General features: G+C 73.8%; 23 protein-coding genes and 2 pseudogenes. 3 read left to right on the forward strand and 22 right to left on the reverse strand.

Features of this window, described 5'->3' with window-relative positions:
• Positions 1–378: 378 nt before the first annotated feature.
• The 3 genes and pseudogenes from IFT72_RS12880 to groES form a co-directional block, all read right to left on the reverse strand.
• A pseudogene (locus IFT72_RS12880) lies at positions 379–1713 on the reverse strand (ABC transporter substrate-binding protein); the annotation flags it as partial.
• 177 nt (positions 1714–1890) lie between these two features.
• Positions 1891–2877 (reverse strand): EamA family transporter RarD, encoded by a 987-nt coding sequence (gene rarD / locus IFT72_RS12885; protein WP_192046701.1) that lies wholly within the window; start codon positions 2875–2877, stop codon positions 1891–1893.
• Positions 2878–3071: 194 nt separating this feature from the next.
• On the reverse strand, positions 3072–3368 hold the full coding sequence (gene groES / locus IFT72_RS12890; protein ID WP_056057293.1) for a co-chaperone GroES: 297 nt from the start codon (positions 3366–3368) through the stop codon (positions 3072–3074).
• 144 nt (positions 3369–3512) lie between these two features.
• Between groES and IFT72_RS12895 the strand changes: the two genes are divergently transcribed.
• Complete coding sequence (locus tag IFT72_RS12895) at positions 3513–4700, forward strand: class I SAM-dependent methyltransferase (protein ID WP_192046702.1); 1188 nt, start codon at positions 3513–3515, stop codon at positions 4698–4700.
• A 96-nt stretch (positions 4701–4796) separates the two neighbouring features.
• Here the strand turns inward: IFT72_RS12895 and IFT72_RS12900 are convergent, their stop codons facing one another.
• The 6 genes from IFT72_RS12900 to IFT72_RS12925 form a co-directional block, all read right to left on the reverse strand.
• Positions 4797–5780, reverse strand: coding sequence for a hypothetical protein (locus IFT72_RS12900; RefSeq protein ID WP_192046780.1), 984 nt, complete (start codon positions 5778–5780; stop codon positions 4797–4799).
• 194 nt (positions 5781–5974) lie between these two features.
• A complete protein-coding gene (locus IFT72_RS12905) occupies positions 5975–6379 on the reverse strand; it encodes a DUF4190 domain-containing protein (RefSeq protein ID WP_192046703.1) in 405 nt (134 codons plus the stop codon).
• 78 nt (positions 6380–6457) lie between these two features.
• Positions 6458–7495 carry a tRNA (adenosine(37)-N6)-threonylcarbamoyltransferase complex transferase subunit TsaD gene (gene tsaD, locus IFT72_RS12910; protein WP_192046766.1) on the reverse strand — a complete coding sequence of 346 codons (1038 nt, stop codon included), beginning with the start codon at positions 7493–7495 and terminating at the stop codon, positions 6458–6460.
• A 68-nt stretch (positions 7496–7563) separates the two neighbouring features.
• Positions 7564–8070, reverse strand: coding sequence for a ribosomal protein S18-alanine N-acetyltransferase (gene rimI / locus IFT72_RS12915; RefSeq protein WP_371741295.1), 507 nt, complete (start codon positions 8068–8070; stop codon positions 7564–7566).
• Positions 8067–8741, reverse strand: a complete 675-nt coding sequence (gene tsaB, locus IFT72_RS12920; RefSeq protein WP_192046704.1) for a tRNA (adenosine(37)-N6)-threonylcarbamoyltransferase complex dimerization subunit type 1 TsaB — start codon at positions 8739–8741, stop codon at positions 8067–8069. Before tsaB ends, rimI begins: the two co-directional genes overlap by 4 nt.
• Positions 8742–8848: 107 nt before the next feature.
• Complete coding sequence (locus tag IFT72_RS12925; protein WP_167260364.1) at positions 8849–9592, reverse strand: SDR family oxidoreductase; 744 nt, start codon at positions 9590–9592, stop codon at positions 8849–8851.
• Between the two features lie 155 nt (positions 9593–9747).
• Here IFT72_RS12925 and IFT72_RS12930 point away from each other — a divergent pair, with 155 nt between their 5' ends.
• On the forward strand, positions 9748–10596 hold the full coding sequence (locus IFT72_RS12930; RefSeq protein ID WP_192046705.1) for a helix-turn-helix transcriptional regulator: 849 nt from the start codon (positions 9748–9750) through the stop codon (positions 10594–10596).
• Here IFT72_RS12930 and tsaE read toward each other — a convergent pair.
• From tsaE to glmS, 5 genes and pseudogenes are all read right to left on the reverse strand, one after another.
• Positions 10577–11080 carry a tRNA (adenosine(37)-N6)-threonylcarbamoyltransferase complex ATPase subunit type 1 TsaE gene (gene tsaE, locus IFT72_RS12935; RefSeq protein WP_192046768.1) on the reverse strand — a complete coding sequence of 168 codons (504 nt, stop codon included), beginning with the start codon at positions 11078–11080 and terminating at the stop codon, positions 10577–10579. The genes IFT72_RS12930 and tsaE overlap by 20 nt on opposite strands.
• 68 nt (positions 11081–11148) lie before the next feature.
• Positions 11149–12336, reverse strand: a complete 1188-nt coding sequence (gene alr / locus IFT72_RS12940) for an alanine racemase (RefSeq protein WP_192046706.1) — start codon at positions 12334–12336, stop codon at positions 11149–11151.
• Complete coding sequence (gene alr, locus IFT72_RS12945) at positions 12333–13430, reverse strand: alanine racemase (protein ID WP_185233862.1); 1098 nt, start codon at positions 13428–13430, stop codon at positions 12333–12335. The genes alr (IFT72_RS12940) and alr (IFT72_RS12945) overlap by 4 nt, the downstream gene beginning before the upstream one ends.
• A gap of 125 nt (positions 13431–13555) precedes the next feature.
• Positions 13556–13924, reverse strand: a pseudogene (locus IFT72_RS16155) (holo-ACP synthase); the annotation flags it as partial.
• A 33-nt stretch (positions 13925–13957) separates the two neighbouring features.
• Entirely contained in the window at positions 13958–15817 is a 1860-nt protein-coding gene (gene glmS / locus IFT72_RS12955; RefSeq protein ID WP_192046708.1) for a glutamine--fructose-6-phosphate transaminase (isomerizing), read from the reverse strand.
• Positions 15818–15893: 76 nt separating this feature from the next.
• Between glmS and coaA the strand changes: the two genes are divergently transcribed.
• The gene (gene coaA, locus IFT72_RS12960; protein WP_192046709.1) at positions 15894–16892 is read left to right on the forward strand and encodes a type I pantothenate kinase; all 999 of its coding nucleotides are present in this window, start codon (positions 15894–15896) and stop codon (positions 16890–16892) included.
• A 64-nt stretch (positions 16893–16956) separates the two neighbouring features.
• Here coaA and IFT72_RS12965 read toward each other — a convergent pair whose 3' ends face one another.
• The 8 genes from IFT72_RS12965 to rplQ all read right to left on the reverse strand — a co-directional run bounded on the left by IFT72_RS12965 (position 16957) and on the right by rplQ (position 25705).
• A complete protein-coding gene (locus tag IFT72_RS12965) occupies positions 16957–17994 on the reverse strand; it encodes a YdcF family protein (protein ID WP_192046710.1) in 1038 nt (345 codons plus the stop codon).
• A gap of 70 nt (positions 17995–18064) precedes the next feature.
• A complete protein-coding gene (gene glmM, locus IFT72_RS12970; RefSeq protein WP_185233871.1) occupies positions 18065–19426 on the reverse strand; it encodes a phosphoglucosamine mutase in 1362 nt (453 codons plus the stop codon).
• 28 nt (positions 19427–19454) lie between these two features.
• The gene (gene rpsI / locus IFT72_RS12975) at positions 19455–19940 is read right to left on the reverse strand and encodes a 30S ribosomal protein S9 (RefSeq protein ID WP_082514606.1); all 486 of its coding nucleotides are present in this window, start codon (positions 19938–19940) and stop codon (positions 19455–19457) included.
• 32 nt (positions 19941–19972) lie between these two features.
• Positions 19973–20419: a 50S ribosomal protein L13 gene (gene rplM / locus IFT72_RS12980; RefSeq protein ID WP_056057329.1), complete on the reverse strand. Its 447-nt coding sequence runs from the start codon at positions 20417–20419 to the stop codon at positions 19973–19975.
• Positions 20420–20594: 175 nt separating this feature from the next.
• Complete coding sequence (locus IFT72_RS12985; protein ID WP_056057332.1) at positions 20595–21077, reverse strand: GNAT family N-acetyltransferase; 483 nt, start codon at positions 21075–21077, stop codon at positions 20595–20597.
• Positions 21074–22024, reverse strand: a complete 951-nt coding sequence (locus IFT72_RS12990; protein WP_082514607.1) for a tRNA pseudouridine synthase A — start codon at positions 22022–22024, stop codon at positions 21074–21076. The genes IFT72_RS12985 and IFT72_RS12990 overlap by 4 nt, the downstream gene beginning before the upstream one ends.
• Positions 22025–22150: 126 nt before the next feature.
• On the reverse strand, positions 22151–24922 hold the full coding sequence (locus IFT72_RS12995) for an ExeM/NucH family extracellular endonuclease (protein ID WP_192046711.1): 2772 nt from the start codon (positions 24920–24922) through the stop codon (positions 22151–22153).
• 228 nt (positions 24923–25150) lie between these two features.
• On the reverse strand, positions 25151–25705 hold the full coding sequence (rplQ, locus tag IFT72_RS13000; RefSeq protein ID WP_185233874.1) for a 50S ribosomal protein L17: 555 nt from the start codon (positions 25703–25705) through the stop codon (positions 25151–25153).
• Positions 25706–25723: the final 18 nt, after the last annotated feature.

Raw genomic sequence — 25723 nt, forward strand, 5'->3', positions numbered from 1 at the left:
CCGCACCCGGGGCTCTGCCGGAGAACGCGAGCGATCCGTCGGGCGCCGACGCAAGAAGGCGGGCCGCCGAACCATCGCAGCACGGATCACGCTCAGATTTGAGAGCACGACGCTGTGGGAGGCGCGCTGCGGGTCCGGCACACATCGCGCCTCCCCGGGGTTTTCCCGTAGAACGAGAGCGTTCCGTCGGGCGCCGACGCAGGAAGGCGGGCCGCCGAACCGCCGCAGCACTGATCACGCTCAAAATTGAGAGCAGGGGGCTGTAAAACAGGCCCTCGGTGGTGGACCGTGGCCGAAGCGGCGGGTCCCCGTCACCCCCGGCGGGTCAGCGCCCACCCGCCCAGGAGGACACGGACCCGCCGCACACGCCTGCACCGNGCCCGCGGTGCCCTCGACGGCCGTCTGGTAGACGGGCTTGTTGTCGCCGTCGAACTGGTAGATGCCGATGAAGGCCGACGACGGGTCGTTCTTGTCGTCGAACGGTCCGATGCCCGAGGGGCCGGTGTAGTGGATGTCGCCGCCGCCGTCGAGCGCGGTGACGCACTCCTCGAAGGTCGAGCACTCGGTGCCGTCGGTCGCGCCGGAGACCCCGGCCATGTTGGCCTGGATCGTGCCGGCGTCGGTGCCGCCGCCCTTCACCGCGGCGAGCGCGGCGAGGATGGTGGCGTCGTAGGACTCCTGTGCGTACGAGTAGTCGGCGAGGGGGCTGCCGGCCGTGCGCTGGTAGAAGTCGCTGAAGCGAGCCTGCAGGTCGGTCGACGGGAACGCGCCGGGGATGGTGCCCTTGGCGCCCTCGAGGGTGCCCGGGTCGAAGTCCTCGCTGTAGTCGGCCGTGTTGCCGTCCGACATGTAGACCTTGCTCATGTCCCAGCCCTGCGAGACGAGCTCGGGCACGATCGACGCGGTCTCGTCGAAGGCGAGGATGACGATGGCGTCGGGGTCGGAGCCGATCGCCGCGGTCACCTCGGACGAGAACGTGGTCTGGCCGGGCGGGAACTCCTGGCCCTCGCCCTCGGCGCCGTAGACGACGGTGCCGCCGGAGGACTCGATCGAGGCCTGGGTCGAGTTGCGGAGGCCGGTGCCGTAGGTGTCGTTGAAGACGATGAACGCGACGTTGGCGTTGCCGTCGTCGACGATCTGCTGGCCGAGCGCCGAGCCCTGGACGGAGTCCGGCGGCGCGGTGCGGAAGTAGTACGACGAGTAGCCGCTGAGGTCGGTCGCCGTGTTGGCGGGCGAGATCTGCACGATGCAGGCCGCGGTGATCTGGTCGATGACGTTCAGCGTGACGCTGGAGGACTCCGCGCCGATGGCGACGGGCACCTTGGCGTCGATCAGCTGCGTCGCTGCGGCGCTCGAGACGGTGAGGTCGTTGCTGTCGCCCGAGTCGGTGCTGGGGTCGATCGTGACGTCCTGGCCGAGCACGCCGCCGGCGGCGTTGATGTCCTCGACGGCGAGGCCGACGCCGGACTCGGCGGGCGGGTTGAGGTACGCGAGGGTACCCGTGCTCGGCAGGATGGTGCCGATGCGGAGAGCGTCCTGGCTGGGGCTGCTGGGCGCCTCGCAGGCGGCAGCGGGGTCGGTCTTCGCCGACGCCGACGCGCTCGACGAGGAGGTGTCGTCGCTGGGCGTCGAGGTGGACGAACAAGCGGCGAGGAGGACGGAGGCGGCTCCTGCGAGCGCCAGAGCCTTCAGCCCTTTGGTGGATCGGATCATCCGTGGTCCCTTTCTGGAAGCGCGTGCAGCCGGACCGCCACTAGGCAGACGGTCCTCGCGATTGAGAAGAAACTAGGGCTCGATTGTTTCCGGCGCGTGTTCTGGTCGTCACTCAGGGGTTTCGTTAGCAATTCGTGACATGCCCTCAGGAGGCGCGGTGCGGGCCCCGGACGGACGTCACGCCACGGCGGGCCGCGGCCGTGCCCGGCGGCTCGCCGACACCATGTCGACGGTCAGCACCACGAGGGCGACCCAGACGATCGCGAAGCCGACCCAGCGGCTGGTCGGCATCTGCTCGTGCAGCAGGACGACGCCGACGATGAACTGCAGCACGGGCGCGAGGTACTGGGTGAGCCCGATCGTCGCGAGGGGCAGCCGTCGCGCGGCGGCGGCGAAGAGCAGCAGCGGCACCGCGGTCACGACGCCCGAGCTGATCACGGTGAGGGTGTGCAGCAGGCTCACCGAGCCGAACACGACGCCGCCGTCGACGCCGGTCGCGGCGATCACGACGAGGGCGACCGCCGCGACGGGCGCGACCGCGAGCGTCTCGAGGGTCAGGCCGCTGACGGCGTCGACGCGCCCGCCCATCTGCTTCTTGACGAGCCCGTAGGCGCCGAACGAGAACGCCATGATCAGCGACGCCCACGGCACGCCGCCGGTGCCGAGGGCGATCACGACGACGGCGACGGCGCTGAGGCCGATGGCGGCCCACTGGGCGGGCCGGAGGCGCTCCCGCAGTACGACGACAGCGAGCAGGACGGTGACGATCGGGTTGATGAAGTAGCCGAGGGCCGCCTCGACGACGTGCCCGGCGAGCGTCGCGACGATGAAGGTCGTCCAGTTGACGACGATGAGCACGCCCGCGAGCGCCATCGGCGCGACGACGCGGCCCTGGCGCAGCAGCGCCAGGAAGGCCGGGAAGCCGCGCGTGACGGCGAGCAGCACCAGGCAGAACGCCAGCGAGAAGAGGATGCGCCACGAGACGATCTCGAACGGCCCCGAGGGCGACATGAGAAGGAAGAAGATCGGCAGCACGCCCCACAGGCCGTAGGCGCTGACCGCGTAGGCGAGGCCGGAGCCGGCTCGCTCGGCCGGGCCCGAGGGCCGGGCGGGGCCGGCGGGCTCGACGGGGGCGGAGGAGGCGCGGGCACGGTCGTCGGTCACGTCACGACTCTAGGGCGAGCCCCCGTCGCCGACCGGCCCGGTGCTGCCGTCGACCGTGCCGCTCCTGCCGATCTCGCGAACGGGCGGCCCGCACAGCGCCTCGACGGGACGGCGCCCCGCCTCGCGCCGCCCGCGCACGACGAAGGCCCCCGCCGTGTGACGGGGGCCTCCGGGTGGAGCAGGGTGTCGACCGACTAGCGGACGATGACGGCGAGCACGTCGCGGGCCGAGAGGACGAGGTAGTCCTGGCCGTCGTACTTGACCTCGGTTCCGCCGTACTTGCTGTAGATGACCTTGTCGCCGACGGCGACGTCGAGCGGGACGCGGTTGCCGTTGTCGTCGATGCGACCCGGACCGACCGCCACGACCTCGCCCTCCTGGGGCTTCTCCTTGGCGGTGTCGGGGATCACGAGGCCGGAAGCCGTGGTCTGCTCGGCTTCGACCTGCTGGATGACGATGCGATCTTCGAGCGGCTTGATGGAGACCGACACGGTTGACCTCTGCTTTCTCGGAACTTCGTAGAACGTGGGGTGGCACTCACCACGTGCGAGTGCCAGGAACAACTGTAGGGGCCCGCTGGCACTCGGTCAACACGAGTGCCAGCGGCACGGCGTCGATGCGCGAGACTGGAGCCCATGGACACCACCGAGCTGCTCGAGATCCTCTCGCCCGAGGGGCTCCGGCTGCTCGACTCGCTGCCGGCGCGGCGGAGCGACGACGACGTCGTCGGCACGGTCGCGGCGCTCCGCAAGCAGGGCCACTCCCCCGCGCTCGTCGCCGCCGTGCTGAGCCAGGCCCGGCTCCGGGGCCGTGCCGTCGCCAAGTTCGGCGACTTCGCCAGCCGCATGCTCTTCACCGAGGCGGGCCTCGAACAGGCCACGCGCCTCCCCGTGGCCGCCCGGCACGCCGGCCGGTTCCGCGCCGCCGGGGCCCGCCGGGTCGCCGACCTCGGCTGCGGCATCGGGGGCGACGCGATGGCCCTGGCCGCCCTCGAGCTCGACGTGCTCGCGGTCGAGCGCGACGAGGTCACCGCCGCCGTCGCCGCGTACAACCTCGCCCCCTGGTCGGGCGCCCGCGTCGAGCACGCCGACGCCGCCGACGTCGACCTCGCGGACGTCGACGCCGTCTTCCTCGACCCGGCCCGGCGCACGGCGGGCCACAGCGGCACCAAGCGCCTCGCCGACCCGGCCGACTGGTCGCCCTCGCTCGACGTCGCCTTCGGGCACGCCGAGCACCGCCCGACCGGGGTCAAGCTCGGCCCCGGCATCGACCGCGAGCTGCTGCCCGCCGACGCGGAGTGCCAGTGGATGTCCGTCGACCGCGAGGTCGTCGAGCTCGGGGTCTGGTTCGGGGCGCTCGCGCGGCCCGGCGTCGGGCGGTCCGCCCTCGTGGTCACCGCCTCCGGCACCGCCGAGCTCACCGCGCCCGCCGACTCCGACGACGTCGAGGTGGGCGACCTCGGCGAGTGGCTCTACGAGCCCGACGGCGCCGTCATCCGGGCCCGCCTGATCGGCGACCTCGCCCGGAGCCTCGGCGCCCGGACGGTCAGCCGCGACATCGCCTACCTCACCTCCGACACGCCGGTCGAGACGCCCTTCGCCCAGGTCTTCCGCGTGGTCGAGGCCCTGCCCCTCGACGAGAAGACCCTCAAGCGCGAGCTGCGCGCCCGGGGCGTCGGCCGCCTCGAGATCAAGAAGCGCGGGGTCGACGTCGACCCCGCCGCGTTCCGCAAGCGCCTCTCGCTGCAGGGCACCGGCTCGGCGACGCTGGTGCTGACGCGCGTCGCCGGGCGACACACGGCCCTGCTCTGCGAACGCGTCTGACCCGGCACGACGACGGCCGCCGCACCGGGGTGCGACGGCCGAGGTCGTCAGGAGGCGCGGGCCGGGCGGTGAGCACCGCCGCCGCACCGCCTCGGGTCAGTATCCGTAGTAGCTGCTGTCGGCGACGGTGCTGAAGAACGTCGCCCAGCCGATCCAGACGACGATCGCGAGGGCGATGCCCGCGTAGCCGACGATGAGGCCGGTCAGCCAGAACCCGCGCGAACGGGGCTCGCGCTTCTGGGCGATGTGGCCGAGCACCACTCCGGCGATCGAGAAGATGATGCCGGCCCCGAAGGTGACGACGAGGATCGTGATGAACGCGCCGAAGATCGACCCGATCATCGCGAGCAGGCTGAGCACGCTCGACGGCTTGGTGGGCCCGGCCGAGGCGTAGGGGGCGTAGGGCGAGCCGTAGGGCTGCTGCTGCTGCTGCGGAGCGCCGTAGGGCTGGCCGTACTGCTGCTGCGGCTGGCCGTACTGCTGCGGGGGCTGACCGTACGGGCCCGGCTGCGGCTGGCCGTAGGGGCCGGGCTGCTGCGGCTGACCGTACGGGCCCTGCTGCGGCGGCTGCTGCCCGTACTGCCCCTGCTGCGGCTGCTGCCCGTACTGCTGCGAGCCCGGCTGGCCGGGTGCCGCCGGGCCGGACGGCGCGGCGTAGCCGGGCCGGGGCGGCTGAGGAGCACCGTACGGCGCGGACGCGGGGGCCCCGTAGGGAGCCGACTGCGGGGCACCCTGCGCCGGCGCACCGTAGGGCGCCGACTGCGGAGCGCCCTGCCCCTGTGCCGGGGCACCGTACGGCGCCGACGGCGCACCGCCCTGCGCTGAGCCCGGCTGGGGCGCCGCGAACGGCGACCGCTGCGGGGCCGGGGTCTGCCCCGGGGCGACGAACGGGTCGTGGGCGGGGCGCGCGGCGGGCTGGGACGCGGCGCCGGGGAAGGAGGTGGGCGGCAGCGGCGGCGACTGCTGGTCGCCCGCGGGCGCGGGCGGAGGCGTCGGCGCCTGCGTCGGCTCGGACTGCGGCGCGTCAGCGGACTGCGGTGCGCGCCCGGACTGCTCGGGGGTGGTGTCGTCGGTGGCCATCAGGAGCCTTTCGCGTGCGGGCGGCGGAGCATCGGTGGAGTCGCGGTGCGGTGTCGCAGATCAGGTGCGGTGCCGTGCGGTGTCGCCCCGGCCGAGGTGGACCGGACGGACGACGGGGCCCACGCCGTCGGCGTGGACCCCGTCATCGTATCGACGCCTCCGATGAGGCAGCCATGAAGCCCGTGGGCGTCGCCTCAGTACGTCGAGTAGTCGAGCTGGCCCGAGCTGGCGAGCGCCCCGAAGAGGACGGCGAAGCCGACGGCCAGGAGGATGCCGCCGATCAGCACGACGTAGCCGAGGATGGTGCCCCAGAGCGCCATGCCGCGCCCCTCCTCGCCCGTCTTCTTGATCTGGCTGAGCGAGATGTGCCCGACGACGATCGCGGCGATGCTCGCGACGCCGGTGAAGAAGCCCGCGATGCCGAGGATGAGGGCGATCAGCGCGAGGCTGTTGCGGGGCGCCGGGCCGTAGCCCGGGCCGCCGGGCGCGCTGTAGCCCTGGCCGACGGGGGCGCCGTAGGCCGGCGGCTGCTGGCCGGAGGGCGTGCCGTAGCTGTCCTTCTGCGGCTGGCCCTGGGGGGCCGGGTACTGGTCGGTCATGTCCCGTGGTCTCCTCGTCGTGCGCCCGGCTCGTGCCGGTGGTCTGGTCCGGACGATGCTACCGGCAGCGGCCCCGGCTCAGACCGCCTGCACCACGGTGACCGGCAGCGTCGAGTCGGCGCCGAAGTCGAGCGGCGAGGGCGCGTGACCGCGGGCCACCAGCTGGGCTCCGAGCGCGGCGATCATCGCCCCGTTGTCGGTGCAGAGCGAGAGCGGGGGCACGCGCAGCTCGACGCCCGCCGCCGCGCAGCGCTCGGCCGCCAGCGCGCGGACCCGGGCGTTGGCGACGACCCCGCCACCGAGCAGCAGCCGCGGCACGCCCCGGTCGGCGCACGCGGCGAGGGCCTTCGTGAGGAGCACGTCGGCGACGGCCTCGCGGAAGCTCGCGGCCACGTCGGCCACGGGCACCTCGAGCCCCTCCTCGCGACGACGCTCGACCCAGCGGGCGACCGCGGTCTTCAGCCCCGAGAACGAGAAGTCGTACCGGTGCCGCACGAGGTCCTTCGGGAGGGTCAGCCCGCGCGGGAACCGGATCGCCGCGGGGTCGCCCTCGGCGGCCACCCGGTCGATCTGCGGCCCGCCGGGGTAGGGCAGGCCGAGCAGGCGGGCGACCTTGTCGAAGGCCTCGCCCGCAGCGTCGTCGATGGTCTCGCCGAGCAGCTCGACGTCGTCGACGAGGTCGCGCACGTGCAGCAGCGAGGTGTGGCCGCCCGAGACGAGGAGCGCGATCGTCGGCAGCTCGAGGTCGCTGCCGTCCTCGCGCAGCACGTCGGCGCCGACGTGCCCCACGAGGTGGTTGACCGCGTAGAGCGGCGTGCCGGTGGCGAGCGCGAGGGCCTTCGCTGCGCCGACGCCGACCATCAGGGCCCCGGCGAGCCCGGGGCCGCTCGTGACGGCGATCGCGTCGAGCTGGTCGAGGGTGACGTCGGCCTCGGCGAGCGCGGCGCGCAGGGCCGGCTCCATCGCCTCGAGGTGGGCGCGGGCCGCGACCTCGGGCACGACGCCGCCGTACCGGGCGTGCTCGTCCATCGACGACGAGATGACGTTGGCGAGCAGGGTCGTGCCGCGCACGATGCCCACGCCGGTCTCGTCGCAGCTGGTCTCGATGCCGAGCACGAGCGGGCCCGAGTCGCCGGGCGCGGCTGCGGGCGCGACGGACGGTGCCGGGGAGGCGGTGGTGGCGGTCACGGGGTCGGCTCGCTCTCGGTCGCGGCCGGCCGGGTCTCGGTCGGCGGAACGGTCAGGCGCATCACGACGGCGTCGACGCCGTCGGGCATGTAGTAGCGGGGGCGGACGGCGATGGCCTCGAAGCCGGCGGTCTCGTAGAGGTGCTGCGCTCTCGGGTTGTCGGCTCGCACCTCCAGGAAGACCTCGCGGGCGCCGCGCCGCCGGGCCTCGGCGACGAGCTGGGTCAGCAGGGTGCGCCCCAGGCCGCGGCCGCGCGCGCCGGGGACGACCGCGATGGTCTGCACGTCGGCGTCGGGGGCCCCGGGCAGCGAGAGCAGCCCGGCGTAACCCTCGACGACGGTGTCGTCGGCCTCCGAGGTGGCGACGAGGTAGTAGCCGTCGCGCGACGCGAGCTCGTGCCCCATGCCGCTCCGCGACCACGCGTCGGTGGCGAAGACCGACGTCTCGATCGCCATGACCGCGTCGAGGTCGTCGACGTCGGCCCGGCGCAGCCGCCAGCTCACCGGCCGACCGGCTTCGGCCCCGCCGAGGGCGTCACGTCGGGCTCGCGGAGGTAGAGCGGCTCGGTCGCCGCGAAGGCGCGGCCGTGCTCGAACAGGCGCTCGGCGAGCATGCCGAGGGCCGCCGCCGACACCACGGTCGCGTCGGGGTCGGTGCGGGGCGACCCCGAGGAGGCGCCCGTCGCGTCGTCGAGGTCGGCCGGGCGCACCAGCGCGGGCCCGTCGAGCAGCACGGGCAGGCCGTCGTCGTCGAGCCCGGCCCACGCGCTCCAGGCCACCTCGCGGCGGCGAGCGTCGGTGACGACGACGAGGGGCGAGTCGAGGCGGCCGCCGGCCTCGGCCACGTCGCGCCCGGCCTCCGCCGAGAGCCGCTCGAAGGCGACCGCGTCGTGGCTGCCGACCGCGAGGCAGGGCACCCCGGCGCCGAAGGCGAAGGCGCGCGCGGCGACGATGCCGACCCGCAGCCCGGTGAACGGCCCGGGGCCGACGCCGGCGACGACCGCGCTGAGGCGCGAGGGCTCGACGCCCGCGACCCGGAGGGCCTCGTCGATCAGGGTGCCGATCACCTCGGCGTGCCGCCGGGTGTCGGCGACCGCGCACTCGGCGAGCACGCCGCCGTCGCGGTCGACCACGGCGACGGCCGAGCCGGCGGAGGTGTCGATGGCCAGGATCACGCACCGATCGTACGCGGTCCCGGGGAGGCGGCCCGCGCCTCCCCGGGGCCTCCCCCGTCGACGAGGCCGGACCGCCGCCCCGAGGCCCGGGGCGAGCCGGCGCCGCGTCAGTGCGCGCTGAGCACGCGCAGCACGTCCGCGTGCCGCCCCTCCGCCTCGGCGTCGCGGAGGAAGCGGACGCGGTCGACCAGGACCTCCTCGACGTCGGGCTGCTCGGTGAGGATGCGCATCGTCTCGTCGAGGTACTCGTCGAGCGGCATGGCGTTCGGGTCGTCGGACTGGCCCATCAGGGTCGTCTGCACCGCGGGCGGCACGAGCTCGACGACCTGCAGCGGGGTGTCGGCCCACTGCACCCGGAGGCTCTGCGTGAACGAGTGCACGGCCGCCTTCGTCGCCGAGTAGGTCGGCGCGGCCGGCAGCGGCACGCTGGCGAGGCCCGACGAGACCGTCACGAGCACGCCGTCGGGCTTCGCGGCCAGGAAGGGCGCGAACGCCGTCGTCGTGCGGATGGTGCCGAGCAGGTTCGTCACCACCGTCGCCTCGGCGGTCTCGAGGTGGGCGGGGTCGCGGAGGTCCTCGGGCAGCATGATGCCGGCCATCGTCACGACGACGTCGAGGGCGGGGTGGTCGCGCGTGACGCTCTCGGCGGCGGCCGCGATCGAGGCGGGGTCGGCGACGTCGACGACGACCGACGACATGCCGGGGTTCGCGGCGACGATCTCGTCGAGCAGGGCGCGGCGGCGACCGCCCACGACCACGGTGTCGCCGCGGGCGTGCAGGCGCTCGGCCAGGCCGCGGCCGATGCCCGAGGTCGCGCCGGTGATCAGGACGGTGTTGCCGGTGGTCTTCACGGTGCCTCCAGGGCGGTGAGGGGGTTCGGGGGTGACGGGCGCCGTCGGGGCGCCCACGACGACCCTCCTCCGTCGGCACCGGGGAGGGAAGGGAGCGTCGGTCGGGGGAGCGTCGCTCCCTGGCTGGCGGGCGCCGACCACGGCAGGATGACGGCATGGACCGCTCCGGGCTCGCCGACTTCCTCCGCCACCGCCGCGAGCGCCTGCAGCCCGCCGACGTGGGGCTGCCCGCCGGGGCCCGCCGCCGCACCGCGGGGCTGCGCCGCGAGGAGATCGCCGGGCTCGTCGGCATGTCGACGGACTACTGGTCGCGGCTCGAGCAGCAGCGCGGCCCGCAGCCGTCCGACCAGATGCTCGCCGCCATCGCCCGGGGGCTCCGCCTCGGCCTCGACGAGCGCGACCACCTGTACCGCCTCGCCGGCCAGGCCGTGCCCCGCCGGGCCCGCCACACGCCGCACGTCAGCCCGGGGCTGATGCGGGTGCTCGACCGGCTCGACGACTCCCCCGCCCTCGTGATCACCGAGGCCGGCGAGACCCTCGCCCAGAACCGGCTCGCGACCTCGCTCTTCGGTGACCACACGGCCCGTGCGGGCCTCGACCGCAGCGCCGTGCACCGCTGGTTCGCCCGGCCGGAGGCGCGGCGCCCGTACCCGGAGCGCGAGCAGCCCCGGCAGGCCCGCCTCCAGGTCGCCCAGCTGCGGGTCGCGACCGCGTCGGCCGACCCCGACCCCCTGGCGGTGCGCGTCGTCGAGAGCCTGCTCCGGGTCAGCCCGGAGTTCGCCGAGCTCTGGCGCCTGCAGGAGGTCGTCACCCGCTTCGACGACCACAAGACGCTGTGGCACCCGGAGGTCGGCGAGATCGAGGTCGACTGCCAGGCCCTCTTCACCGAGAACCAGGCCCAGGTGCTGCTCGTGCTGACGCCGCGGGCGGGCACGACGGCGGCGGAGTCGCTCCGCCTGCTCGGGGTGCTCGGCGCCCAGGCCTTCAGCTCGTCGGGAGCGTGACCCCGGCCCAGCGCGGGCCGTGCGCGGTGACCGTGACGCGGCGCGGCTCGTCGTGGACGTCGTCGGCGGCGGCCACGTCGTCGGCGAGCGCCTCGTCGGCGAGCGCGTCCTCGGCGACCGGCACCCCGCCTCCGGCGCCCGTCGGCCGTTCGATCACGACGTCGAGCCACGAGTCGGCGACTCCGTCGAGCAGCCCGGCGCCCCACTCGACGACGACCACCGAGCCCTCGTAGTCGAGGTCGAGGTCGTCGAGCTCGGCCGCGCCGCCGAGGCGGTAGGCGTCGACGTGCACGAGGGGCACGCCCGACTCGCTGGGGTGCGTGCGGGCGAGCACGAAGGTGGGGCTGGCGACCTGGCCCCGCACGTGCAGGCCCTCGCCGAGGCCGCGGGTCAGCGTGGTCTTGCCGGCGCCGAGCGGCCCCGTCAGCACCAGCAGGTCGCCCGCCCGCAGGAGGCCGGCCAGGCGACGGCCGAGCGACTCCATGGCGTCGGTGTCGACGACGGCGCCCGCGAAGAGCGCTCGCCCCTCGTCGACCGGGGCCGCGTCGTCGGTCACGCGCGACCGCCCGTGTACACCCGCTCGACCCGGGCGCCGATGCGGCACGAGACCTCCTCGGGCACGCTGCCCGTCAGGTCGGCCCACTCGCCGATGGTGAGCTCGCCGCGGTCGCCGGGGCCGAAGAGCACGACCTCGTCGCCCACCGCCACGTCGTGGTCGCCGACGTCGACGAGGAACTGGTCCATCGCGACCCGGCCGACGATCGGGTGGCGGCGACCCGCGATGGTCACCTCGACGCCGTGCTGGGCCCGGCGGCTGACGCCGTCGGCGTAGCCGATCGGCACGAGGGCGAGGGTCGTGTCGTGCGGCGCCCGCCAGGTGTAGTCGTACGAGACGCCCGTGCCGGCGGGCACGCGCTTGACGCGGACGACGCACGCGCTCACCGTCAGCACGGGGCGGAGGCCGCGGTCGGCGGCCGTCACGCCCTCGGTGACCGGGTTGCCGTAGCCGTTCGAGCCCATGCGCACCATGTCGAAGCGGCGCTCGGGGTGCTCCATGCCCGCCGAGCTCGACGACATGTGGCGCTTCTCGAAGGTCGCGCCGAGGGCGGCGGCGTCGTCGAGGGCGCGGCGGAAGACGAGGGAGGCGGCGTGGTCGTCGGCCTCGCTGGTCTCCGACACGTGCGAGAAGCAGCCCCGGAGGCGCACGACGCCCTCGTCGCGCAGCTCGACGGCTCGGGTGACGAACTCGGCCCAGTCGGCGGGCAGGCAGCCCTCGCGGTGCAGGCCGGTGTCGATCGTGAGGTGCACGAGGGCCTCGTGGCCGGGGCCGGCGGCCCGGGCGGCGGCGGCGAACGCCTCGAGCTGCTCGAGGGTCGAGACGCCGAGGTCGACGCGCAGCCGCACCGCGGCGTCCCAGTCCTCGTCGGGGCCGAGCTGCCAGGCGAAGTACGAGGCGTCGTCGCCGACGCCCTCGCGCCGCAGGCGGTACGCCGGCTCCGGCTCGACGGTGCCGAACCAGCGGATGCCCGCGGCGAGCGCCTCGGGCACCAGCACGTCGACGCCGAGCGAGTAGGCGTCCGCCTTGACGATCGCGAGCACCTCGACCGGGGCCATGCGCTCGATCAGCGAGGTGAGGTTCGCCCGGTAGGCGGCGAGGTCGATCGTCGCGCGGCGCAGGTACCCGGCCGCGGGGCGCGCCGCGACGCTCTCGGGGCCGGTCTCGGGGGCGGTGCCGGTCATGCGTAGCTCCTCGGGAGGCGGGCCGACAGCGACGCGACGACCTCGTAGGTGATGCCGTCGAAGGCCCGGGCCCAGTCCTCCGCGCCCTGGTGCCCGAGGGCGGGGTCGCCGAACAGCACGACCTCGTCGCCCACCTCGACCGGGTCGTCGCCGACGTCGATGACGAGGGCGTTCATCGCGATCCGGCCGCGCACCCGGTAGGTGCGCTGGCCGATCGTGACGGAGGCGCGGTCGCTGGCGGCGCGGTCGACGCCGTCGGAGTACCCGACCGGCACGATGGCGATGGTCGTGTCGCGCTCGGGCCGGAAGACGTAGCCGTACGAGACGCCCTCGCCCGCGGGCACCCGCTTGACGGTCGTCACGGGCGCGCGCATCGTCAGCGCCGGGCGCAGCCCGAGGTCGGCCGCCCGGCGGTCGGGGAAGGGGCTGAGCCCGTAGGCGGCGAGCCCGAACCGCACCATGTCGACGGGCCCCTGGCCCACGTCGGCGAAGTGCAGGGCCGCGGCCGAGGCGGCGACGTGCCGGAGGCGCGGCTCGAGCCCGAGCCCCCCGAGCGTCTCGATCGCGGAGAGGAAGGCGGCGACCTGCGCGCCGTCCTCCTCTGGGGAGGCGTTCGACAGGTGGGTCATCACGCCCTCGACCGGCAGGCGGTCGGCGAGCGCCGCGGCGCGGGCGAAGAACTCGGGCCACTCCGCGGCCACGGCGCCGTTGCGGCTGAGGCCGGTGTCGACGCAGAGGTGCACGGCCCGGACCCCGGCCTCCGCCGCGGCCTCGAGCTGGGCGACGTCGGAGACGGCGGGCGTGACGTCGTGGGCGGCGGCACGCTCGAAGGTCTCGCCGGGAGCGTGCAGCCAGGCGAGCACCGGGGCCGTGACCCCGGCCTCCCGGAGCTCGACGGCCTCGTCGAGGTCGGCGACGCCGAGCCAGTCGACGCCGGCGTCGACGAAAGCGCGGGCGCACTCCACGGCGCCGTGCCCGTAGGCGTTGGCCTTCACCACGGCCATCACGCGGGCCGGCGCCACCGCGGCCTTCAGGGTCGCGACGTTGTGCCGCAGGGCGGCGGTGTCGATGGTCACCCGGATGTCCTGCGTCACGCGTCGGCTCCTGTCTCGGTCTCGGCGGTCTGGGTCGGGCGGTGGTCGTGCTGCGGGGGCTCGTGCTGCGGGGGCTGGTGCTCCGGGGGCTCGTGCACCGGGGGCTGGTGCTGCGGGGCACGCTGGTCGGTCTCGGCCACCACGTAGGCCACGGCGACTCCCCCGTCGTGGCTCAGCGAGAGGTGGAGGCGCGTCGCGCCCCGCGACTCCGCCAGCGACCGCGCTCCCCCGGTCAGCCGGAGCGAGGGGGCGCCGCTCTCGTCGGAGACGACCACGATGTCATGCCAGCGCACGCCCGTCGACCCGCCGAGGGCCTTGATCAGCGCCTCCTTGGCGGCGAAGCGGGCCGCGAGCGACCGCACCGGCCGGGGGCTGCCGTCGGCGAGCACCCTCTCGGCGTCGCCGAAGAGCCGGTCGGCGAGCGCCCCGGTGCGCGCCAGCGAACGCTCGAAGCGCTCGAGGTCGACGACGTCGACCCCGATGCCGACGATCACGGGCGGGCGCGGGTGCTCATGCGGCCGGGTGCCCTACTCGACCGTGACCGACTTGGCGAGGTTGCGCGGCTGGTCGACGTCGAGACCCTTGGCCGCGGCCAGCTCCATGCCGAAGACGTGCAGCGGCACCACGGCCAGCAGCGACTCGAAGAGCGGGGCCGCGAGCGGGATGTGCAGCACCTCGTCGGCGAAGGGCAGCACCGCGGCGTCGCCCTCCTCCGCGATCGCGATGACGCGGGCGCCGCGCGCGCGGATCTCCTGGATGTTCGAGACGACCTTGGGGTGCAGCGACCGCGGGTCGCGCGGGCTCGGCACGATCACGAAGACGATCTGCCCGGGCTCGATCAGGGCGATCGGACCGTGCTTCAGCTCGCCGGCGGCGAAGCCCTCGGCGTGGATGTAGGCGAGCTCCTTGAGCTTGAGCGCCCCCTCGAGAGCGATCGGGTAGCCGACGTGGCGGCCCAGGAAGAGGACGGACCGGGTGTCGGCCATCCAGCGCGCCAGGGTCGCGATGCGCTCGGACGACTCGAGCACCTTGCGGATCTTGTCGGGCACGGCCTGGAGGTCGGTGACCTGATCGGCGATCTGCTCGGCGGTCAGGGTGCCACGCAGGGTCGCGAGGTGCAGGCCGAGGAGGAACAGTGCAGTGCCCTGCGCGACGAACGCCTTCGTCGACGCGACGGCGACCTCCGGACCGGCGTGCGTGTAGATGACGGCGTCGCTCTCGCGGGGGATGGTGGAGCCCTGCGTGTTGCAGATCGACAACACCTGCGCGCCCTGCTCGCGGGCGTACTTGACCGCCATCAGCGTGTCCATCGTCTCGCCGGACTGGCTGATCGAGACGACGAGGGTCTTCTCGTCGAGCACCGGGTCGCGGTAGCGGAACTCGTGCGCGAGCTCGACCTCGACGGGCACGCGGGCCCACTGCTCGATGGCGTACTTGCCGAGGATCCCCGCGTAGGCGGCCGTGCCGCAGGCGATCACGATCACGCGGTCGACGGTGAGGAGGCGGTCGCGCACGCCGTCGAGGTCGGTGAGGGTGACGGCGCCGTCGTGCACGCGGCCGAGGAGGGTGTTGGCGACGGCCTCGGGCTCCTCGCTGATCTCCTTCGCCATGAAGCTCGACCAGCCGCCCTTCTCGGCGGCCGAGGCGTCCCAGTCGACCTCGAAGGTGCTGGTCTCGACCGGCGCGCCCTCGAAGTCGACGACGTCGACCGAGTCGGGGCGGATCGTCACGATCTGGTCCTGCCCGATCGACATGGCGCGGCGGGTGTGGGCGACGAACGCGGCGACGTCGCTGCCGAGGAAGTTCTCGCCCTCGCCGAGCCCGACGACGAGCGGGCTGTTGCGGCGGGCGCCGACGACGACCCCGGGCTGGTCGGCGTGGACGACGAGCAGCGTGAAGGCGCCGTCGAGCGTGTTGACGACCACGCGGAGGGCCTCGGTCAGGTCGCCGGAGGCGCGGTAGGCACGGGCGACCAGGTGGGCCGCGACCTCGGAGTCGGTCTCGCTCGAGAACTCGACGCCCTCGGCGAGCAGCTCGGCCTTGAGGTCGGAGAAGTTCTCGATGATGCCGTTGTGGATCAGCGCGAGGCGCCCGCCGTCGGAGAGGTGCGGGTGCGCGTTCGCGTCGGTCGGGCCGCCGTGGGTGGCCCAGCGGGTGTGCCCGATGCCGGTCGCCCCGTCGGTCAGCGGCTCGGCCTCGAGGTCGTCGACCAGCACCTTGAGCTTGCCGGCGCGCTTGCGCGTGCCCAGCTGGCCCGCCGCGTCGACGACGGCCACGCCGGCCGAGTCGTAGCCGCGGTACTCGAGGCGCTTCAGCCCGCCCAGCAGGACCTCGATGCTCTTCTCGCCGACGCCCGAGGCGCCGACGTAACCCACGATTCCACACATGCGACCGATCCTATGCGGTCCCGTCCGCGCCTCCTGTGCGGTCGTCCCGCGCGCCCGACCGGGTAGCCTCGCCGTCATGGCCGAAGCCCCTCCGTCGACGACGACCCCCGCGCCGGGCCAGGCCGCGCACGCCGCACACGCTCCCCACGCGCCGACGCACGCCACCCCGTTCGTCGAGATCGGGCGCGACGCCTGGGCCGACCTCGCCCCGGCGACGCGCCTGCCGCTCACCGAGACCGAGATCGTGCAGCTGCGGGGCCTCGGCGACCGGCTCGACATGCGCGAGGTGCAGGACGTCTACGTGCCGCTCAGCCGCCTCCTCAACCTCTACGCCGCGGGTGCCCGCAACCTGCACCGGGCGACCAGCGACTTCCTCGGCGAGCGCGCCCAGCGCACGCCCTTCGTGATCGGCGTCGCCGGCTCGGTGGCGGTCGGCAAGTCGACGGTCGCCCGTCTGCTGCGCGAGCTGCTCAGCCGCTGGGACGACACTCCGCGCGTGGAGCTCGTCACGACCGACGGGTTCCTCTACCCGAACGCCGAGCTCGAGCGCCGCGGCCTCACCGACCGCAAGGGGTTCCCCGAGTCGTACGACCGCCGCCACCTGCTGCGCTTCGTCTCCCAGGTCAAGAGCGGCGCGGAGGAGGTGCGGGCGCCGTTCTACTCGCACACCAGCTACGACATCATGCCGGGGGCCGAGGTCGTGGTGCGGCGCCCCGACATCCTCATCGTCGAGGGCCTGAACGTGCTGCAGCCCCCGGCCCCGGGCCGTCTCGCCCTCAGCGACCTCTTCGACTTCACGATCTACGTCGACGCGCGCACGAGCGACATCGAGTCGTGGTTCGTCGAGAGGTTCCTCGCCCTCCAGAAGGGCGCCTTCACCCAGGAGCGCTCGTTCTTCCACCGCTTCGCCGGCATGGACGAGGCGGAGGCGCGCACCTTCGCGTCCGGTGTCTGGCGGTCGGTGAACGAGCCCAACCTCGTCGAGAACGTGCTGCCGACGCGGTCACGGGCGACGCTGGTGCTGCGCAAGGCGGCCGACCACGCGGTGAGCTCGGTGCTGCTCCGCAAGATCTGAGCGGGCCTGCGGTGCGGGCACCGCGACTCCTCGGCGGACGGCGCCCGGGGAGGCGCGGGTCGGCTCACACGGGCAGCAGCGACCAGACCGCGGTCAGGCCCACCAGGGCGACCGCCACGGCCACGGCCGCCGCGTTGAGGCGGCGGTGCTCGACCATGATCGCGACGTACTCGCGGAGGAACGCGCTCGGCACGTAGTACGCGGCCGTCGGCGAGCCCACCACCTGGGCGTCGCTGCCGATCGACCGGGCCAGCAGGGCGGCCCGCAGCACGTGGTAGTCGTTCGTCACCACGAGGGTGCTGCCGTCCCGCCCCGCGTCGCGCTGCACCTCGCGCGAGAAGAGCAGGTTCTCGCGGGTGCTCGTCGAGGCGGTCTCGGGCCGGACGTCGGCGGGGTCGGCCCCCTGCGCGAGGAGGTACTCGGCCATGGCGTCGCCCTCGGCGCGCGGCTCGTCGGAGCCCTGGCCGCCCGACGGCACGAGCAGCGGCCTCGCGGCGGTGCCGGGCACGGAGCGGTAGACCGAGAGCGCCTTGTCGAGACGGCTGCGCAGGAGCGGCGGCACCTCACCGCGGACCAGGCCGGAGCCGAGCACGACGACCGTGGCGGGCGTGCGCGTGTGGCGGTAGCGGCTGTAGACCAGCGAGTAGAGCCCGAACGCGGCGAAGGTCGCGGCCGCGTACCCCGCGACGAAGACGAGGAGGACGCCCAGGGCGACGAGGACGACCCCGACCGGCCCCGGCAGCTCGGCGACGTCGGGCCCGAAGACCAGCGCGGCCGCCGCGACCGGCACGAGCAGGATGGCGACGCCCGCCAGCAGCGACAGCAGGTTGCCGAGGCTGCGCCCCTCGGAGCGCAGCATGGTGACGCCGTTGCCGAGCAGGAAGAGCGCGAGCACCACGACGAGCAGGCCGGCGACCACGACGCCGAGCAGGACGGCGCTCTGCTGGGCGGGCCCGGTCGCGGCGACCTCGAGCACGCCGGCCACGAGGAGGCAGCCGAGGGCCGCGACGAGGAAGACGCCGTTGCGCAGACGCCGCGCGTCGCGGCGGCGGCTGACGACGTAGAGCACCGCGAAGACGACGGCGGGCAGCAGGAGGAGCATGTGCCCATGGTGCCCGACGCGGGCACGGGGGCGGGGACGCCGGGCCTGCGGGAGGCGCGGGTCGGGCCCGCTAGAGCGCCAGTCGCTCGCGGACGACGTCGGCGAGCTCGTGCGCGACGCGGTCGGCGGTCGCCTGGTCGGCGGCCTCCACCATGACGCGGACGACCGGCTCGGTGCCCGACGGGCGGAGCAGCACGCGGCCGGTGTCGCCGAGCTCGGCCTCCAGGGCCGCCACGGCGTCCGCCACGCCCTGGTCGCCGTCGAGACGCTCACGGTCGACGCCACCGACGTTGATGAGGATCTGCGGGAAGACCGTCATCACCCGGGCCAGCTCGGCCAGGCTCTTGCCGGTCTCCGCCATGCGCGCGACGAGCGACAGCCCGGTGAGGATGCCGTCGCCGGTGGTGGCGTGGTCGCCGAAGACGATGTGGCCGGACTGCTCGCCGCCCAGCGTGTAGCCGCCGGCGCTCATGTCCTCCAGGACGTAGCGGTCGCCGACGCGGGTCTGACGCACGGCGATGCCGTGCTGCTCCATGGCGCGGATGAGGCCGAGGTTGCTCATCACCGTCGCGACGAGGGTGTCGTGGGCGAGGCGCCCGTGCTCCTTGTGCGCCAGGGCGATGATCGCCATGATCTGGTCGCCGTCGACGACGGTGCCGGTCGCGTCGACCGCGAGGCAGCGGTCGGCGTCGCCGTCGTGCGCGATGCCGACGTCGGCTCCGTGCTCGAGCACGGCGCGGGCGAGGTTGTCGAGGTGCGTCGAGCCGACGCCGTCGTTGATGTTGACGCCGTCGGGGTCGGCCCCGATCAGGGTGACCTTCGCGCCCGCGTCGGTGAAGACCTCGGGCGAGACGGCCGAGGCGGCGCCGTGGGCACAGTCGAGCACGACGTGCAGGCCGTCGAGGCGGTGGGGCAGGGCCCCGAGGAGGTGCAGGACGTAGCGGTCCTCGGCGTCGGCGAACCGGCGGATGCGACCGACGTCGCCCCCGACGGGCATCAGCTGCGGCTCGGCCATGGCGGCCTCGATGCGGTCCTCGACCTCGTCGGGCAGCTTCGTGCCGCCGAACGCGAAGAACTTGATGCCGTTGTCGGGCGCCGGGTTGTGCGAGGCGCTGATCATCACGCCGAAGTCGGCGCCGATGTCGTCGACGAGGAACGCCGCCGCGGGGGTCGGGATCACCCCGGCGTCGAGCACGTCGACGCCGGAGCTGGCCAGGCCCGCGCACACGGCGGCGGTCAGGAACTCCCCCGAGATGCGGGGGTCACGGGCTACCACCGCGACGGGTCGTCGCCCTTCAGCACGACGAGCGTCGGCGTGGTGGCCCTTCGTGAGCACCACCGCGCTCGCCTGGGCGAGGCCCAGGGCGAGCGCGGCGGTCAGCTCACGGTTGGCGAGGCCCCGAACACCGTCGGTACCGAAGAGACGCGACATCGCGAGACCTGCCTGTGGGGGTGTGTGACTAGCGCTTCGAGAACTGCGAGGCCTTGCGGGCCTTCTTGAGACCGGCCTTCTTGCGCTCGATGACGCGGGCGTCACGGGTGAGGAAGCCGGCCTTCTTGAGCGTGGCGCGGTTGTTCTCGCGGTCGATCTCGTTCAGCGTGCGGGCGATGGCGAGGCGCAGGGCGCCCGCCTGGCCGGAGGGGCCGCCGCCGGTGACCTTGACGGTCACGTCGTAGGCGCCGAGCAGGTCGAGCACCTTGAACGGGTCGTTGATCAGCTGCTGGTGCAGCTTGTTGGGGAAGTACTCCTCGAGGGTGCGGCCGTTGACCACGAAGGTGCCGGAGCCGGGGACGAGGCGGGCACGAGCGATGGCCTCCTTGCGACGTCCGACGGCGGAGCCGGAGACGTTGAGGACGGCGCGGGGGGTCGCCGAGGCCTCGGGAGCGGAGCTCTCCGTGGTGAAGCTCTCGGGAGCCTGGTCGATGGAATCTGCGATCTGAGCCACTGTGTGGGGGTCCTTAAGTCTGAAGGCGGACGCTACTGAGCGACCTGGTCGAGGGTGTGAACCGTGGGCTGCTGAGCAGCGTGGGGGTGCTCGGCACCCGCGTACACCTTCAGCTTCTTGATCTGGGCACGGCCCAGCGAGTTCTTCGGCAGCATGCCGCGGATCGCCTTCTCGACGGCGCGCGTGGGGTGCTTCTCCACCATCTCGGAGTACGTGGTGGCGGTGAGGCCGCCCGGGTAGCCGGAGTGGCGGTAGTAGAGCTTCTCGGCCAGCTTGGAGCCGGTCAGGGCCACCTTGTCGGCGTTGATGATGATGACGAAGTCGCCCATGTCCATGTGGGGGGCGAAGGTCGGCTTGTGCTTGCCGCGCAGCAGTGCTGCCGCGTGGCTGGCCAGACGGCCGAGGACGACGTCGTTGGCGTCGATGATCAGCCAGTTCGGCTGGACGTCAGCCGGCTTGGGGGAGAAAGTGCGCGTCACAGTAGTGCTGCTTCCTGGTCGAGGTGAGGTGTTCGTGGATCCCGCTCCGTTGCCGTTGTCGCCGAAGAGACGGCGAGAACGAGTCAGGTGGAGGGCTCAACTTCGGGCGCCGCGCGCAGTTGCGCAGACACCAAGGGTCGACGATACCCGACACGCCCGGGGCCGTCAAACGGCGTCACTCGCCGCCGAGCGCCGCCAGGGCCTGGCCGTCGAGCCGGAACGTGGTCCACTCGTCCATCGACGTCGCGCCGAGCGACCGGTAGAAGCCGATCGACGGCTCGTTCCAGTCGAGCACGGCCCACTCGACGCGGGCGAGCCCCCGAGCCGTCGCCTCCTGCGCCAGGCGCGTCAGGAGGGCGCGCCCGTGGCCGGAGCCCCGGTGCTGCGGCGCGACGTACAGGTCTTCCAGGTGGATGCCGTGGACGCCCTCCCAGGTCGAGAACGTCAGGAACCAGACGGCGAGGCCCGCGAGCTCGCCGGGCTCGTCGCCGTCGACGACGAACGCGAAGACGGCGGGGGCGTCGGCGAAGAGCGCCCGGCGCAGGTCGTCCTCGGTGGTCTTCACCGCCTCCGGCTCCTTCTCGTAGACCGCCAGCTCGACGATCAGGCGGAGCATCTCGGGGACGTCGGAGGGGGTCGCGGGGCGGGGAGCGGTCATCCGTCGAGGCTAGCGGCCGACCGCTTGACCTGGGTGAGCACGACCCGGGCCGCCACCTCGTCGTCGGGCGGGTAGCCGACCTCGACCATGGTCAGCCCCGTGGCGGGGACGACGCGGAACTCGCCGTTGCGCTCGGCCTCCCGCCGGACCCCGACGGCCCGGTGCTCCGGCATCGACCCCTCGCCGACGGCGACGCACGCCCCGACGAGGTTGCGGACGAGGTTGTGGCAGAAGGCGTCCGCCTGCACGGTGGCGACCAGCACGCCGTCGGCCTCGCGCCTCCACGTGAAGTGCTGGAGCTCGCGGATCGTCGTCGCGTAGTCGCGGTGGCGGCAGTACGCCGCCCAGTCGTGCAGGCCGACCAGGCCCGCGGCCGTGGCGTTCATCAGGTCGAGGTCGAGCAGGTGGTCGTACCAGAGGGTGTGGCGACGGCGCGAGGGGTCGCGCTCGGCCCCCCGGTCGGCGATGCGGTACTCGTAGCGACGCCACAGCGCGCCGAAGCGCGCGTGGAACCCGGGAGGCGCCACCCGCGCTCCCGAGACCACGATCTCGTCGGAGGCGCCCGCCAGCCCGTTGAGCCGGCGCGCGAGGACGGTGGGCGCGTCGAGCGGCGACCGGTCGACCATGCCCCGGTGGGGCCGCTGCAGCTGGGCGACCTGCTCGGCCGTGAGGTCGAGGTGGACGACCTGGCCGCGGGCGTGGACGCCGGCGTCGGTGCGCCCGGCGACGGTCACGGTCGGCACGTGCTCGTGCCGACCGAAGAGCACGCGGAGCGCGGCCTCGACCTCGCCCTGGACGGTGCGGCGGCCGGGCTGCTCGCTCCACCCGGAGAAGTCGGTGCCGTCGTAGGCCACGGTGAGCCGCACCCGGGTCATGCCGGGGGCGAGGTCGGGCACCAGGCCGGAGGCGGGGGCCGGGGCCGGGTCGTCGCTCGTCACGTCGACCATGGTACGAGCCCGCGGGGCGCCGGGCCGCCGCCGCCGCCTGCACGGCAGCTCGCGGCGCACGACGACGGCGGCGGCCGGGGCACGGTCTCCCGCGCCCCGGCCGCCGCCGTGATCAGCTGGTGCGGGCTACTCCCCCGCGGCCAGGCGACGACGCTGCACGAGCACCGTGCCGCCGGCGGCCATCAGCGCCAGGGCGAGCACCGCCCAGCCGAGGACCCCGTCCGAGCCGGTGTAGGCCAGGCCCGAGCGGGTCGGGGCGGAGGCGACGGGGGCGCTGCCGGCCGGAGCCGTGCCCGCGCCCGTGCCGGCACCCGCGCCGGCACCGGGCGCGACCGGCGGGGCCGGGTCGGTCGGCACCGGGGTCGGCGCGACGACGTCGGCGAGCAGGTCGACGCCGACGACGACGGGGTCGTGGTCGCTGGCGCGGAACTGGTCGAGCTGGAGCAGGTCGCGCACGTTGTAGTTGAAGCGGCTGTACTCGAGGCCGACCGACTCACCCGAGTTGATGTTCCAGATGTCGACGCCCGTGACGGCCTCGAGGGCGGCGGGCGAGGCCAGCACGTGGTCGAGCGAGCCGCTCAGGCCGCTGAACACGTAGCTGTACTCCTCGCCGTCCTCGGTCGAGCCGAGGTCGGTGAAGCCGGCGGTGCGCAGCACCTCGATCGGGTCCTCCTGCGAGTAGGCGTTGAAGTCGCCGAGCAGGAACACCTTGTCGGTGCCGACGGCGGCCTCGCGCTCGGCGGCGAAGGCCACGAGGGCGTTCGCCTGGTTCACGCGGGAGGCGTTCGAGCCGCCCTGGCCGTCGCCCAGGTCGGCGTCGGCGCCGGACCCGCTGCCCTTCGACTTGAAGTGGTTCGCGATGGCGAGGATCGTCGAGTCGACGTCGCCGCCGACGGGGCGGAACGCCTGGGCGAGGGGCTGACGCGCGTTGCTGAACGCCGCAGAGCCCGTGAGGATGCTCGAGTCGCCGACGCTCTCGACCACGCCGGCCTTGTAGATGAACGCGAGGCGGATGACGTCCTCGTTGGCCGGCAGGGCGGCGGGCGACGGGACGAACTCCCAGACGTCCGACCCGGCGTCGGCGTTGAGGGCGTCGACCAGGATCGACAGGGCCGAGTCGCGGTCCTTGCCGAAACGGGCGGAGTTCTCGATCTCCTCCAGCGAGACGACGTCGGCGCCGAGGGCGTTGATCGCCGTGACGATCTTGGCCTGCTGCCGCTGCAGGTCGTCCTGGTTCGCCGCGCCGCGGGCGTCGCAGCCGCTGTTGACGGTGACGGGGTCGCCGGCACGGTCGCGGTAGTAGGTGCAGCCGGTCAGCGAGTCGCCGGTGGTCGGGAAGTAGTTCAGCACGTTGAAGCTGGCGAGCCTGACGTCGCCGCCGACCTCACGGGGAGCGTCGGTGCGGACGTTCTCGAAGGTGACGGGCAGGTCGGCGTACGCGACGTCGCCCGTGACGCGGCTGGTGGGCTGGTACTTCCAGGCCGAGTTCCGGAAGTCGAGGACCACCGGCTCGGTGAAGGCCACCGAGGCACCGACCGTGACCGGGTTCTCGTTCGACAGGTACGGCACCGGGATCGACTGGTTCGCCGCGGTGAGGAAGTTCGTGGTGGCACCGTCGTCGAGCGTCACGGCCCGAGCGGCGTTGTCGGCGATCGTCGCCGCGTACTTCGCGCTGCCGGGGCGTCCGACCTCGGTCGGCTGGATCAGCGGGGTGCTGCCCGACGCGAGCGCCACCTCGCCGTACTGGTTCGTCGTGTAGGTGTCCGCGACCGTGAACTCGCCCTGCGGCAGCAGGAGCATGCTCTCGAGCGACTCGCGCTGCGCGTCCGTGGCGGGGAACCCGACCGTGGCCGGCGCCGGGGCGACGACGGTGGAGGCGTCCAGCTGCGTGACCTGGTCGGTGCCGTCGACCGTCAGCTCGGTCAGCCCGAAGAACTCGGTGACCTCGCCGACGAGCTCGACGTAGTCGCCGACCTCCACCGAGGAGGCGGTGGCCGAGGAGTACACGAAGACCGCGTCCGACGAGAGGTGCGTCGGGAGGTCGAGCGCGCCTCCGGTGCCCGGGGTCTGGACGACGTAGCCGTCCAGACCGCCGGTCGGGTACGTCGCCGTGACGACGCCACGGGTGGTGACGGTGCGGCCCGCGTAGGGGCTCGTGTCGGTGACTCCCTGCAGCTGCGCCACGGTGACGTCCGCCTCCGACACCGGCGGGGTCGGCGGCACCGGCGGAGTGGGCGTGGTGCCGGTGCTCGCGGCGTTCTGCGGCGTGATCTGGCCCTGCTGGACGAAGTCGGCCGCGTTGACGTCGGTGTCGGAGAACGCCGTGCGGACGTAGGAGGTCGGGACGGGGTTGGCCGATCCCACCTCCGCCGCCGTCGTCTCGAACGTGTTCGACGTCCCGTAGCCGAGAGCGTCGACGACGCCGGGCGTCGCGGTGGAGATCGACCCCGCCGGGAGGGCCAGGGCGGTCGTCGTGCTCGCCAGCACGAGGGTGCCGCTGGCACCGCCGGGGTTGACCGTCGTGACGACGTCGGGCGTCGGCAGCGGCGCCCCCGTGGTCCCGTTGGACGACATCTGCACGAGCAGGTAGCCGCCGGGCGCGATCGAGCCGCTCAGGGCCCCCACTCCGGTGAACGTGCCGCTCGACGTCGCCGAGCGGTACTGGATCGACCAGCCCGCGACGGAGACGGAGGCGGTGGTCGGGTTGTAGAGCTCGACGAACTTGTTCGCGAACGGAGCGTTCATGCTGCCGCCCTTGAGGTAGGCCTCGTTGATGACGACGCCGGTGCCGCCGGGGGCCGCGGAGGCGGCGACGGGCACGAGCGGAGCGAGGCAGAGGGCGAGGCCGGCCGCGAGGGCGGCGGCCGTGACCGGGGTGTGGCGGGAGCGCGGGGACATGTGTTCCTTCAGCTGGCGGGAGGTGACCCACCGACGCTACGGTCCACAGCCTCCTCAGGGGTTTCTGCCATGTGACGCGTAGGTGAACGACACCTGTTCGGGGGACGCGCTCGTCCACCGAAGGCCCCACACCCCGCGATCGACGACGGGCGTCGCCCGCGGGCGGACGACGGAGGGCCCGTCACCTCGCGGTGACGGGCCCTCCGGGCGGTGCGGTGGAGCTCGCTGCTACTTGTCGTCCGACTTCGCGGCGGCGTCGGCCTCGACCTCGGCGGCGGGGGCCGTCTCGGTCTCGGACTCGACCGGAGCCGACTCCTCGACGGTCTCGGGCTCCTCGACGGGCGCCTCCTCGACGACGGGCTCCTCGACGGGCGCGGCGGCCGCGGCCGTCGAGCTCTTCGACGACTTGACCTTGGGGGTCACGGGCTCGAGGACGAGCTCCATCGACACCATCGACGCGTTGTCGCCCTTGCGGAAGCCGAGCTTCGTGATGCGGGTGTAGCCGCCCTCACGCTGGTCGACCAGGGGAGCGATCTCCGTGAAGAGGATGTGCGCGGCGTCCTTGTTGTTGCGCAGGGTCTGCATGACGCGACGACGCGAGTGCAGGTCGCCGCGCTTGGCGAAGGTCACGAGGCGCTCGGCGACGGGACGGAGGCGCTTGGCCCGCGTCTCGGTCGTCTTGATGCTCTTGTGCTCGAAGAGCGAGGCCGCGAGGTTGGCGAGCATGAGGCGCTCGTGCGCCGGTCCGCCTCCGAGACGGGGACCCTTGGTGGGCTTGGGCATGATTGATGGTTCCTAGCT

This window comes from Frigoribacterium sp. CFBP 8754, assembly GCF_014841815.1.
GTDB lineage: Bacteria > Actinomycetota > Actinomycetes > Actinomycetales > Microbacteriaceae > Frigoribacterium > Frigoribacterium endophyticum.